The organism is Escherichia albertii (assembly GCF_028622335.1).
In the GTDB taxonomy this organism is placed as follows: domain Bacteria; phylum Pseudomonadota; class Gammaproteobacteria; order Enterobacterales; family Enterobacteriaceae; genus Escherichia; species Escherichia albertii.
Genome location: NZ_CP117568.1, coordinates 4,333,587 through 4,345,526 on the forward strand (window position 1 = coordinate 4,333,587; position 11,940 = coordinate 4,345,526).

At 50.1% G+C, this 11,940-nt stretch carries 13 protein-coding genes; 2 read left to right on the top strand and 11 right to left on the bottom strand.

The window, feature by feature from the left end:
* The first annotated feature begins 63 nt into the window (after positions 1-63).
* Together PS053_RS20845 and tatE are read left to right on the top strand one after the other, a co-directional pair.
* Complete coding sequence (locus PS053_RS20845) at positions 64-852, top strand: deaminated glutathione amidase (RefSeq protein WP_000959112.1); 789 nt, start codon at positions 64-66, stop codon at positions 850-852.
* Positions 853-980: 128 nt separating this feature from the next.
* Positions 981-1,184: a twin-arginine translocase subunit TatE gene (tatE, locus tag PS053_RS20850; protein WP_000503930.1), complete on the top strand. Its 204-nt coding sequence runs from the start codon at positions 981-983 to the stop codon at positions 1,182-1,184.
* A 98-nt stretch (positions 1,185-1,282) separates the two neighbouring features.
* Here the strand turns inward: tatE and lipA are convergent, their stop codons facing one another.
* The 11 genes from lipA to PS053_RS20905 form a co-directional block, all read right to left on the bottom strand.
* Positions 1,283-2,248, bottom strand: a complete 966-nt coding sequence (gene lipA / locus PS053_RS20855; protein ID WP_000042623.1) for a lipoyl synthase — start codon at positions 2,246-2,248, stop codon at positions 1,283-1,285.
* Positions 2,249-2,456: 208 nt separating this feature from the next.
* The gene (locus tag PS053_RS20860) at positions 2,457-3,410 is read right to left on the bottom strand and encodes a YbeF family transcriptional regulator (protein ID WP_001063765.1); all 954 of its coding nucleotides are present in this window, start codon (positions 3,408-3,410) and stop codon (positions 2,457-2,459) included.
* Positions 3,411-3,663: 253 nt separating this feature from the next.
* The gene (gene lipB, locus PS053_RS20865; protein ID WP_000284046.1) at positions 3,664-4,305 is read right to left on the bottom strand and encodes a lipoyl(octanoyl) transferase LipB; all 642 of its coding nucleotides are present in this window, start codon (positions 4,303-4,305) and stop codon (positions 3,664-3,666) included.
* 99 nt (positions 4,306-4,404) lie between these two features.
* The gene (gene ybeD / locus PS053_RS20870; protein WP_000850550.1) at positions 4,405-4,668 is read right to left on the bottom strand and encodes a DUF493 family protein YbeD; all 264 of its coding nucleotides are present in this window, start codon (positions 4,666-4,668) and stop codon (positions 4,405-4,407) included.
* Between the two features lie 108 nt (positions 4,669-4,776).
* Positions 4,777-5,988 (bottom strand): D-alanyl-D-alanine carboxypeptidase DacA, encoded by a 1,212-nt coding sequence (dacA, locus tag PS053_RS20875; protein WP_001092088.1) that lies wholly within the window; start codon positions 5,986-5,988, stop codon positions 4,777-4,779.
* A 139-nt stretch (positions 5,989-6,127) separates the two neighbouring features.
* The gene (rlpA, locus tag PS053_RS20880) at positions 6,128-7,216 is read right to left on the bottom strand and encodes an endolytic peptidoglycan transglycosylase RlpA (protein WP_256879113.1); all 1,089 of its coding nucleotides are present in this window, start codon (positions 7,214-7,216) and stop codon (positions 6,128-6,130) included.
* A 10-nt stretch (positions 7,217-7,226) separates the two neighbouring features.
* A complete protein-coding gene (mrdB, locus tag PS053_RS20885; protein ID WP_000131720.1) occupies positions 7,227-8,339 on the bottom strand; it encodes a peptidoglycan glycosyltransferase MrdB in 1,113 nt (370 codons plus the stop codon).
* Positions 8,340-8,341: 2 nt separating this feature from the next.
* The gene (mrdA, locus tag PS053_RS20890) at positions 8,342-10,243 is read right to left on the bottom strand and encodes a peptidoglycan DD-transpeptidase MrdA (RefSeq protein WP_000776186.1); all 1,902 of its coding nucleotides are present in this window, start codon (positions 10,241-10,243) and stop codon (positions 8,342-8,344) included.
* A 30-nt stretch (positions 10,244-10,273) separates the two neighbouring features.
* Positions 10,274-10,741 (bottom strand): 23S rRNA (pseudouridine(1915)-N(3))-methyltransferase RlmH, encoded by a 468-nt coding sequence (rlmH, locus tag PS053_RS20895; protein ID WP_000776104.1) that lies wholly within the window; start codon positions 10,739-10,741, stop codon positions 10,274-10,276.
* A gap of 3 nt (positions 10,742-10,744) precedes the next feature.
* Positions 10,745-11,062: a ribosome silencing factor gene (gene rsfS / locus PS053_RS20900; protein WP_001161664.1), complete on the bottom strand. Its 318-nt coding sequence runs from the start codon at positions 11,060-11,062 to the stop codon at positions 10,745-10,747.
* A 259-nt stretch (positions 11,063-11,321) separates the two neighbouring features.
* Positions 11,322-11,933, bottom strand: a complete 612-nt coding sequence (locus tag PS053_RS20905) for an adenosylcobalamin/alpha-ribazole phosphatase (RefSeq protein ID WP_256879112.1) — start codon at positions 11,931-11,933, stop codon at positions 11,322-11,324.
* Between the last annotated feature and the right edge of the window lie 7 nt (positions 11,934-11,940).

The following is an 11,940-nucleotide window of genomic DNA, read 5'->3' on the forward strand; positions in this document are numbered from 1 at the left end:
GTGATGAGTGTAACTCTGAATAATCGTCGTTGGCGAATTTTACGACTCTGACGGGAGGTGGCAATGCTGGTTGCTGCAGGACAGTTTGCTGTTACATCTGTATGGGAAAAGAATGCCGGGATTTGCGCTTCGTTAATGGCGCAGGCGGCGGAAAATGACGCCTCGTTATTTGTCCTGCCGGAAGCTTTGCTGGCGCGCGACGATTATGACCCGGATCTTTCGGTTAAATCGGCGCAATTTCTGGAGGGGGAATTTCTTGCATGTTTACTGCGGGAAAGTAAGCGTAACATGATGACGACCATTTTGACGATTCATGTTCCGTCAACGCCAGGGCGCGCATGGAATATGTTGGTGGCATTGCAGGCAGGAAAAATCGTCGCCCATTATGCCAAGCTTCATCTTTATGATGCGTTCTCAATCCAGGAGTCGCGCCACGTGGACGCCGGGGAAATGGTTGCTCCGTTACTGGAAGTCGAGGGCATGAAAGTGGGACTGATGACCTGTTATGATTTGCGCTTTCCTGAATTAGCGATGGCGCTGGCGTTACAGGGGGCGGAAATCCTGGTGCTTCCGGCAGCCTGGGTTCGTGGGCCGCTCAAAGAACACCACTGGTCAACATTGCTTGCTGCGCGTGCTCTGGATACAACCTGTTATATGGTGGCGGCGGGGGAGTGCGGGAATAAAAATATTGGGCAAAGCCGGATTATCGATCCCTTTGGCATGACTATTGCGGCGGCGGCAGAAATGCCCGCGCTGATTATGGCAGAAGTGACGCCCGAACGAGTTCGTCAGGTTCGCGCGCAACTTCCCGTCTTAAATAACCGACGTTTTGCGCCGCCGCAATTATTATGACGTTTTTTTATTCGGTGCTTGATTCACCTTGTTACAGATTGCTATTGTGTGCGCGCGTCGAATGACCGTTAATATTCTCTGGTCTTTAAGGCGCGTTCTGTTGCCAGTTTTATGTCAAGAAGGTATCTATGGGTGAGATTAGTATTACCAAACTGCTGGTCGTTGCGGCGCTGGTCGTTTTGCTGTTTGGGACTAAGAAGTTACGTACGCTGGGCGGAGACCTTGGAGCGGCCATTAAAGGGTTCAAGAAGGCGATGAATGATGACGATGCTGCGGCGAAAAAAGACGCAGACGTGGATCTTCAGGCTGAGAAGCTCTCTCATAAAGAGTGACGTGGCGAGCAGGACGCTCCCTCATAATCTTGTTCGATAAAAAAACCCGCTCAGATAGCGGGTTTTTTATTGGACAGATGTAAGCAATTGTTACTTGATTATTTTACTTCTATCCCTTTGGCCTGCAAATCGGCATGGTACGAGGAACGGACGAAAGGCCCACATGCAGCATGGGTAAAGCCCATCGCCAGCGCTTCGGCTTTCATTTCGTCGAACTCATCCGGGCTAACGTAACGTTGGACCGGCAGATGATGGCGGCTTGGCTGCAAATATTGCCCCAGCGTTAACATCGTCACACCATGGCGACGCAGGTCGCGCATCACTTCAATAATTTCTTCATTGGTTTCACCCAGACCTACCATCAGACCCGATTTGGTTGGGATCTCTGGATGCGCTTCTTTAAAGCGTTCCAGTAGCTTTAGCGACCAGTTATAGTCGGCGCCCGGACGAACCTGACGGTAGATACGTGGCACGTTTTCCAGATTGTGGTTGAAAACGTCAGGTGGTGTTGCGGTCAGGATATCCAGCGCACGATCCATACGACCACGGAAATCGGGCACCAGAGTTTCAATTTTTATTTCCGGGCTTTTCTCCCGGATGGCAGTAATGCAATCCGCAAAATGCTGGGCGCCGCCATCGCGCAGGTCATCACGGTCAACGGAGGTGATAACAACATAACGCAGTGCCATATCGGCAATGGTTTGCGCCAGTTTCATCGGTTCATTGGCATCAGGAGCTATCGGGCGACCGTGGGCGACGTCACAGAACGGGCAACGGCGAGTACAAATGGCGCCGAGGATCATGAAAGTTGCTGTGCCGTGGTTGAAGCATTCCGCCAGGTTGGGGCAAGAGGCTTCCTCGCAGACAGAATGCAGGCCATTTTTGCGCATTGCGGCTTTGATGCCCTGGATACGTGTAGAGTCCGCTGGAAGCTTGATTTTCATCCATTCCGGCTTGCGCAGCAGTGCTTCGCGCTCTGTTGCTACGTTTTTAACCGGGATAAGGGCCATCTTATCGGCATCGCGGTATTTAACACCGCGTTCCATCACAATGGGTTTACTCATAGCGTGCGTGTTCCAGTTGCGAATTACGAAGGAAAGCGTTTCAATTCAATAGATTGTTGTAATTATCAACTATTTTTGAATTAACGACTGGCAGTATATCATTGAAACAGACCTGAAAGCAGCCAAAGTGGTCGCGAAAATGTAAAATTGTTGTTGGTTTGTGCCATTTTATTGTCCTGTGCTGTGAATTCGATGTAACACTACTTTTTCAAAACGCATTTCGTATTACATCAATAACGCCCTCAAGTATGGGATCGCGCAAGCTGAATTTGTTGTAATGGACTGAGAAATCAATGCGTTCTTCGTTAAGAGCGGGAAAGGGGAGTTTCTCCAGTGGCCAACAGCGACTGAAGAGGGTGAAAAAGCGGCTGGGGATCATCGCTAACATATCACTATTCGCCACCAGCGCCGTAATGGTTAAAATATTGTAACTGGTAAAATTGATTTGTCGCTCAGGAAACATACTTTGTATCCGCTGACGTAGAACGCTGAAATTTTCTCCTTCAGGCAGCAGAAGGATATGCGCGGCCTGTTGGATTTTGCTCATGTCGCCCGTCGCGGTAAGAAGCGGATTTTCCTTTCGGCAAATTAATGTCATCTCATCCGTGAACAGGACATGGTGTTGAATAGCCCGATTTGAATACATCATGTTATCGATAATCAGATCGGTCTGAAACTGACTAAGCTGAAGCTCGGCATCATTAATCGACTGATTACGCAGTAATAGATGTGGATAGCGTGATTTAATCGCCCGGTAGATGGTGGGTAACACCAGCGCGCCGACAGAGGGTGTAGTGGCAATGGTTATTGTGCGCTGTTTATCATAACAGCCGTCAATATCCAGTGCGCCGAGGATGGATTCCAGCCCCTGACTGATATATTCATGCAAATGCATCGCAAAGGCAGTTGGTGCAACGCCCTGGCCTTTACGAATAAACAGCGGATCAGGGAATATAATTCTTAATTTCTGAATAGACTGGCTGATAGCCGAAGGTGTCAGATTAAGTATTTTTGCGGCATTAACGATACCCTTGTGTACATATACGGCCTCAAAAATAGTCAGGAGATTAAGATCGATATTTCTTAATGTTTTAAAAATTTGTGGTTTTCCTTCCGACGCCGTTTCGTTTAAACGAAATTCGTTTGAGTTATTATTATTCACGCACTTACCCCATTTTTATTTATAAATAATTGTAAAGAATACATTTATCATGCTTATTATTTAACTGGAACGCGCTTGTTTTGCCATCATTAACCATTTCAATAGGTTAATCAATGGGGTGAGTTACGGAGCAAGGCATGCCAACACGTTTCAGCGAGTGAAGAAGAAAATATACAAAGGATAAGGCGTTGTAAAGTATTAGCGAAATTTATAAGTGATGACCCAGTGTATTTTGGGCCATTTATGAGTTTAATTAAGCAGGGATATATTCTACGGCAGGATTATTTAGCAGGGCTAAAATATTTTTCAGTAAATGTGGCGAAATATTATCAGGCGTTGCGTCGCTCTTCCATTGTGATATTTTAGCCATTTCCATCCCAGCATAACCACAAGGGTTAATACGTAAAAATGGAGAAAGATCCATATTGACGTTTAATGCCAGGCCGTGGAATGAACAGCCGCGACGAATCCGTAAGCCGAGAGAACAAATTTTCTTTTTCCCAACATAGACACCCGGAGCATCGGCGCGAGGATGCGCTTTAATATCCAGTTCAGCCAGGGTATTCACCACTGTTTGTTCGAGCAAAGTCACCAGCTCACGTACACCCAGTTTGCGGCGTTTAAGATTAAACAGAACGTACATTACCTGCTGACCTGGACCGTGATAGGTTACCTGGCCACCGCGATCGCTCTGAATTACCGGAATATCGCCTGGCATTAAGATATGCTCGGCTTTCCCTGCCTGTCCCTGAGTAAATACAGGGTAGTGCTCTACAAGCCAGATCTCATCCAGGGTGTTTTCATCACGAGTATCGGTGAATTCATGCATAGCCTGAGAAACAGGCTCATAGGGTTGAAGGCCGAGCTGGCGGACAAGAATTTTATCCTGATACAAAACGGCGTCTCCGTAGAGAATGAGTAAAAGTGGAGAAAAAGTATATCACAGCGGGGAAAGGGGAGTTACCCGACCAGGGCCGGGTAACGGAGAGGCAAATTACAGAACCATGCGGACGATATCAATTTTGCCCAGTTCTTCGTACAGTGTTTCAACCTGCTCGATATGAGTGGCGTTGATAGTGATAGATACCGAGTGGTAGTTGCCTTTGCTGCTTGGTTTTACCGTTGGGGTGTAGTCACCTGGCGCATGGCGCTGTACCACTTCAACCACCTGATCAACCAGCTCAGGTAACGCCTGCCCCATAACTTTGTAAGTAAAAGGAGTAGGGAATTCAAGCAGTTCGTTAAGTTTGGTTTTCATGTCAGCTCCGGCGTAACGTAATTAAATAGCAACTCCCGCCAGAGGGCGGGAGTTTTTACTGATGCTTAGTATATGGGGACGGAAATCACACTTTCAAGTGTTCGAATTTTAGCCAAACCAGTGATGGAACATTAGCTTGATGTAATCAATGATTTTGCCGAAGAAGTTGCCTTCCGGGATTTCCTGCAATACAACCAGGGGACGTTGTTCGATAGTTTTACCGTCAAGCTGGAAATTGATGGTGCCAACGACCTGATTTTTTTGCAGCGGTGCGTGCAGTTCGCTGCTGTTCAGCACGTAGCTGGCTTTCAGATCTTTCATGCGGCCACGTGGAATGGTCAGATAAACGTCTTTATCTACGCCCAGAGAAGCGCGGTCAGAATTGCCAAACCATACTGGTTCAGAGGCGAACTCTTTGCCGACTTTCAGTGGGTTAACGGTTTCGAAGAAACGGAAGCCCCAGGTTAGCAATTTCTTACTTTCGGTTTCACGACCTTTGAAAGTGCGTCCCCCCATGACCGCAGAGATCAGACGCATCTGACCTTCTGTCGCGGAAGCCACGAGGTTATAACCCGCCTTGTCAGTATGACCGGTTTTGATGCCGTCGACATTCAGGCTGTTGTCCCACAGTAAACCGTTACGGTTTAACTGGCGAATGCCGTTAAAGGTAAACTCTTTTTCCTTATAAATAGCGTATTCGTTGGGAACATCACGAATTAACGCCTGACCGATCAGCGCCATATCACGCGCAGAGCTGTACTGGCCGTCAGCATCCAGACCGTGAACAGTCTGGAAGTGAGTGTTTTTCAATCCCAGTGCATTAACATAACTGTTCATCAGGCCAACAAAAGCGTCCTGGCTACCAGCAGCAAAGTCAGCCATGGCGACGCAAGCATCGTTACCCGATTGCAGGTTGATACCGCGGATCAACTGTGAAACGGGTACTTGCATACCCGGTTTGAGAAACATCAGTGAAGAACCTCTGAACACCGGGTTACCGGTGGCCCAGGCGTCATTACCGATGGTTACTAAATCAGTTTCTTTAAATTTACCCGCTTTCATTGCCTGGCCGATGACGTAACTGGTCATCATTTTGGTCAGGCTTGCAGGATCGCGCCGAACATCCGCATTCTGCTCGGCGAGCACTTTGCCGGAGTTATAGTCGATCAGGATGTAGGACTCAGCGTCGATCTGCGGAACACCCGGGATCATAGTTTTGATATTCAGGTCATCGGCATGTGCAGCAGAGATAAAGGCTGTGCAAAGAGCCGTGGTGAGCGCCAGGCGCTTCATGATACGAGCGGAAAAAATGGTATTCATGGTCTGAACTACGACATCCGTGATGGAATTAAAAAAAGTGCCCTACTATAGCAAATGCACCACCGCCAGGCATCTGACTTTCCGCGTGACTTTGTTAACGTCATTTACAGAAATTGACACTTCAGATGCCTGCTTTACGCTACTGCGCGGTGGTAATAAATGACTGTAATTGGGCTTCGGTTTGTAAACGTTGCTGCAAGGTACTGGCTTCAGCTTTGCTGGCAAACGGGCCAAGTTGAATACGCCAGACCGCGCCGTTTTGGGTCACGCGACCGGGTACGCCAAATTTTTTCCCCAGTTGCTGTTGATATTGCTGTGCTCGCGCCTGATCGCTAACGGCCCCAACTTGCACCATAAAGTTACCGCCGGCGGCTGGCGTGGCAGTCTGCGGGGTTACCATTGCTGGTGTTGTTGCAGGCGTTGTCGCCGGAGCAGTAACAACGGGCTGTGGAGCAGGTGTCGGTTCGCTGCCTTCCAGTACACCAGGCGCTAACGTTGTTGGCGCACCGAGGAAGCCGCTGCTGGTTACCGGCGCTCCGGTCGGATCTTCGCTTTTTAGCGTTGAGTTACTGACCGGAAGAATATCGCCTTGTGGAATCGACGCTGAATTAGCACCGCTGCCGCCGTTTAAGTCAGGAGGCGCAGGCAGAACGTAAGTCTGTTTGGCAACGGTTGTACAGGCCATGCCGGGGCCAGAAAGCGAACCATCCTGCGCGACAATAATCGGATCGATACGGACTTTGGTGTTGTTCGATGTATTCAGACGGTCGGCTGCCGCGCGTGAGAGAGAAATAACGCGATCGTTACCATAGGGGCCGCGATCGTTAATACGAACGACAACCATCCGACCGTTAGCCAGGTTAGTGATTCGCGCGTAGCTGGGGATTGGCAACGTTGGATGTGCCGCCGTCAGTTGCGTCGGATCAAACGCTTCGCCAGAGGCCGTCAGGTTGCTCCCGGGTTCGGCGTCATAAATAGCAGCAAGGCCCGCCTGGCTAAAGCGTGAAGGGTCCTGAACAATTTTGTAGCTTTTGCCATCGCGCTGGTAGTCCTGATTTGCCGTCGCGTTTAGCGGTTCGAAACGCGGTTCTGCCCCGCTAATTTCAACGACCGGGCCGTTACATACCGCAGGTTGCGGCACGCTTACCGTCTGTTGCTGACCATCATCGCTTGTACATGCCGCGAGCATTCCTGCCGCGATGCAGATCCCGAGCCACTGCTTACGCATTGCGCACCTCTTACACGCTTTTCGACAACATTTTCCTGTGGGTGTGGATTGACATCACAATCCCAAACCCTGCCATCAGCACAATGAGCGCCGATCCTCCATAACTGACCAGCGGGAGTGGAACCCCTACAACCGGCAGAATACCGCTTACCATACCAATATTTACGAAGACATAAACGAATAATATCAGCATTAAACCGCCAGCCATGACGCGACCAAAGGTGGTTTGCGCTCTGGCGGCAATCCACAATCCGCGCATGATCAGCAGAATATACAGAGCGAGCAGAATTAAAATGCCCACTAATCCCAGTTCTTCCGCTAATACCGCAAAGATAAAGTCGGTATGGCGTTCGGGTAGAAATTCAAGCTGTGACTGGGTGCCGTGCAGCCAGCCTTTGCCGCGTAATCCACCGGAGCCAATGGCAATTTTAGACTGAATAATGTGATAACCCGCGCCAAGAGGGTCTGATTCCGGGTCAAGCAGCATCATCACGCGCTGGCGCTGATAATCATGCATCAGGAAGAACCACAGAATGGGGATAAATGCTGCTACCAGTACCACTGCAACGCCAATCAAACGCCAGCTTAGACCGGAGAGAAAGAGGACAAACAGACCGGAAAGCGCGACGAGGATTGATGTGCCCAGGTCAGGCTGAGCAGCTACCAGCAACGTAGGCATGAAAATCAGCACCAGTGCGATAGCTGTATTCTTCAGTGACGGAGGGCAAACGTCGCGATTGATAAAACGCGCCACCATCAGCGGCACGGCTATCTTGGCGATTTCAGAGGGTTGAAAACGAACGATACCGAGATCTAACCAACGTTGAGCGCCTTTAGAGATGGCACCGAAGGCATCTACCGCCACCAGCAAAATAATACAAAGGATGTAGAGATAGGGCGCCCAACCTTCATAAACGCGCGGCGGAATTTGCGCCATAACAACCATAATCACCAAACCCATTGCGATCTGGCCGATTTTTCGCTCCATCATGCCAATGTCCTGACCGCTGGCGCTCCAGATAACCAGGGCGCTGTAGACCAGCAATGCCAGTAAGATAAGCAGCATGGTGGGATCAAGATGGACTTTATCCCAGAATGTTTTTTTATTCGGATTATCCGTCATGATTAGTGGTCCTCCGCTGCCGCAACAGCCGGGTTTTCCGCAGGCAAATCGGTGTTGTTATCGCCAAGCATAATGTGGTCAAGGATTTGGCGCATCAGCGTGCCGACTGCCGGGCCCGCACCGCCGTTTTCCAGAATCATGGCGACAGCCACCTGTGGATTGTTATACGGCGCAAATGCGGTCATCAGTTTGTGGTCGCGCAGGCGTTCGGCAATTTTGTGCGCATTATAGGTTTCGTTCGCTTTCAGGCCGAAAACCTGAGCAGTACCGGACTTCGCTGCAATTTTGTACGGTGCGCTGGCAAAATATTTATGTGCTGTACCGTTAGGGCGGTTAGCAACACCATACATACCGTCTTTTGCCAGTTCCCAGTAACCAGAATGGATATCGCCTACCGGCGGTTCGTGTGGTTGTACCCACGGTATTTGTTTACCGTTTTCTGCGGTGCTCTTCAGCAAATGTGGAACTTTCACGATACCGTCATTAATCAGGATCATCAGTGCCTTACTCATCTGGATAGGGGTCGCCGTCCAGTAACCCTGACCGATACCGACCGGAATGGTATCCCCCTGATACCACGGTTTTTTAAAGCGTTTTAGTTTCCATTCGCGAGTCGGCATGTTACCGGAACGCTCTTCTGCCAGATCGATACCGGTGTAATGGCCATAACCAAATTTACCCATCCATTCGGAAAGACGATCGATGCCCATATCGTAGGCCACCTGATAGAAGAAGGTGTCCGCCGATTCTTCCAGCGATTTCGTGACATTCAGGCGACCGTGACCCCATTTTTTCCAGTCGCGATAGCGCTTTTCCGATCCCGGTAACTGCCACCAGCCGGGGTCAAACAGAGTGGTGTTGCGCGTGATGACTCCTGCGCTCAATGCAGAAACGGCAACATACGGTTTAACCGTCGATGCTGGTGGATAAACCCCTTGTGTGGCGCGGTTTACCAGAGGGGTATTTGGGTCGTTCAGCAGTGCGGAATAGTCTTTGCTGGAGATACCATCGACAAATAAGTTGGGGTCATAACTTGGCGTGGAAACCAGTGCCAGCACGCCGCCTGTGCGCGGATCGGTGACCACCACTGCCGCGCGACTACCCGCCAGCAGTGTTTCAATATATTGTTGAAGCTTGAGATCCAGTGTCAGGTAAATATCGTGTCCGGCCTGCGGTGGCACTTCTTTTAACTGGCGGATAACACGCCCACGGTTGTTAACTTCAACTTCTTCATAACCGGTCTGACCGTGCAGCACGTCTTCATAGTAACGCTCAATCCCCAGCTTACCGATATCATGTGTTGCCGCATAGTTGGCCAGTTTACCGTCATTATTCAGGCGTTCGACGTCTTTATCGTTGATTTTCGACACATAGCCGATGACGTGCGTCAGCGCTGAACCATAGGGATAGTAACGACGTTTATAGCCCTTAACTTCGACACCCGGAAAACGGTACTGATTGACGGCAAAGCGCGCCACTTGTACTTCGGTCAGGTTAGTTTTCACCGGAATAGAGGTGAAACGGTGTGAACGCGCGCGCTCTTTTCGGAATGCAGCAATATCGTCATCGGTCAAATCGACCACGCTACGCAGGGCATCCAGCGTTTGCTGCACGTTGTCGACTTTCTCCGGCATCATCTCTATCTGGTAGATAGTGCGGTTGAGCGCCAGAGGAATACCGTTACGGTCATAGATAATGCCGCGACTGGGCGCGATGGGCACCAGCTTAATGCGGTTTTCGTTAGAACGGGTCTGGTAATCGGTAAAACGAACAATTTGCAGATTATACAAGTTGGCGATGAGCACGCCGGTTAGCAGCAAAATCCCCAAAAAGGCGACCAGCGCCCGGCGCACAAACAGCGCGGACTCTGCCGTATAGTCGCGAAAAGAGTTCTGTAGTTTCATCCGCTGCGTTTTCTACTCAAAGCTCCCTTATCACTCACGGTGATAAGGATGGTTGGTGGTGATGCTCCACGCCCGGTACAGACTCTCTGCAACCAGCACGCGAACCAGCGGATGGGGAAGGGTAAGCGCCGACAGCGACCAGCTTTGTTCCGCTGCCGCTTTGCAGGCAGGCGACAACCCTTCCGGCCCGCCAATCAGCAGACTGACGTCGCGACCATCGAGCTTCCAGCGTTCCAGTTCAGCGGCTAACTGCGGCGTATCCCAGGGCTTGCCTGGAATATCGAGGGTGACAATGCGGTTTTTGCCTGCGGCAGCCAGCATCTGCTCACCCTCTTTGTCGAGTATGCGCTTGATGTCCGCGTTCTTGCCGCGTTTTCCGGCCGGAATTTCAATCAACTCAAAAGGCATATCTTTCGGAAAACGACGCAGGTACTCGGTAAAACCGGTTTGTACCCAGTCCGGCATTTTCGTTCCCACGGCGACAAGTTGCAGCTTCACGCATTAACTCCAGAGTTTTTCCAGCTCATACAGGCGACGGCTCTCTTCCTGCATAACATGGACAATCACATCGCCCAGATCGACGACAATCCAGTCGGCGCTGTTTTCACCTTCTACGCCGAGCGGCAACAGCCCCGCTGCGCGAGACTCCTGAACCACATGATCAGCAATAGACATCACATGACGGCTGGATGTCCCCGTACAGATAATCATGCAATCAGTGATACTGGATTTACCCTGAACGTCTAAGGCGATGATGTCCTGACCTTTGAGGTCATCAATTTTGTCAATAACAAAATCCTGGAGTGCTTTACCCTGCAAGTTTTCCCCCTGGGTGAATCAAAAAGATAAAAATGGTCTGTCAGTATACCTGAACCAGAGGCAATTTCGGGACAATTGTCGCCGAATCGGCTGTTGAAAGTGGGCTATCATCCCATCCCACGCCGCAGATTGCATCGCCATTTTTGTAAAACAATTTCTACAACGTCATGCGTAACGGAAAAAGTCCGGCTGCGGAGAATATCAGCCTGTCCGGGGCTGTCAATGGTCGTTGCGGCTCACCCGTAAAAAAACAGAAAAGTCATTCATCGGCGCGCCAGACGGCTCGGTTATTGAGGACGCGTAGAGTAGCGAATGCATCATTGATATCAATGGCGCTCCAGCATCCCTGGTCGACACGAAAATGCCACATCGCCTCGGCTGACATGCCCAGTAAACGGGCAATTAACAGACTCAGCACTCCCTGATGACTGACGATCAATATATTCCGGTATTGCTGATATTCACTAAGCGCGGTGATAAAACGTTCCACTCGTTGCGCAAACGTCTGAAAACTTTCACCGTTAGTTGGGGCCGCATGCAGCCAGTCATTGCACCAGGCGTTATAATTTTCGGAATCTTCTTGCATGAGCTCGCGATGGTGCCGCATTTCCCAGTCGCCAAAAAACATTTCGTTGAGTTCAGGAATGGTTTGTACGCAGAGCTGACGGGAATCAAGAACCAGCCGCGCGGTATGTTGCGCGCGCTCCAGTTCACTGCACAAAACGGTATCAAAGGGAACATTTCGCAGTAGAGTATGCAGGTTTTTCGCTTGCTCAATACCGCGTGCCGTCAGTGGTGTTGGTGCATGACCACTGTACAGACCATCGATATTCGCTTGCGTTTCGCCGTGACGAATTAACCACAGTCGCATTGTTCTC

What these genes read in the sequence shown, in the direction of transcription:
- PS053_RS20905 (WP_256879112.1), bottom strand. Translation starts at nt 11,933, where the DNA reads ATGCGACTGTGGTTAATTCGTCACGGCGAAACGCAAGCGAATATCGAT.
- dacA (WP_001092088.1), bottom strand. Translation starts at nt 5,988, where the DNA reads ATGAATACCATTTTTTCCGCTCGTATCATGAAGCGCCTGGCGCTCACC.
- lipA (WP_000042623.1), bottom strand. Translation starts at nt 2,248, where the DNA reads ATGAGTAAACCCATTGTGATGGAACGCGGTGTTAAATACCGCGATGCC.
- ybeD (WP_000850550.1), bottom strand. Translation starts at nt 4,668, where the DNA reads ATGAAAACCAAACTTAACGAACTGCTTGAATTCCCTACTCCTTTTACT.
- tatE (WP_000503930.1), top strand. Translation starts at nt 981, where the DNA reads ATGGGTGAGATTAGTATTACCAAACTGCTGGTCGTTGCGGCGCTGGTC.
- rlpA (WP_256879113.1), bottom strand. Translation starts at nt 7,216, where the DNA reads ATGCGTAAGCAGTGGCTCGGGATCTGCATCGCGGCAGGAATGCTCGCG.
- PS053_RS20845 (WP_000959112.1), top strand. Translation starts at nt 64, where the DNA reads ATGCTGGTTGCTGCAGGACAGTTTGCTGTTACATCTGTATGGGAAAAG.
- mrdA (WP_000776186.1), bottom strand. Translation starts at nt 10,243, where the DNA reads ATGAAACTACAGAACTCTTTTCGCGACTATACGGCAGAGTCCGCGCTG.
- mrdB (WP_000131720.1), bottom strand. Translation starts at nt 8,339, where the DNA reads ATGACGGATAATCCGAATAAAAAAACATTCTGGGATAAAGTCCATCTT.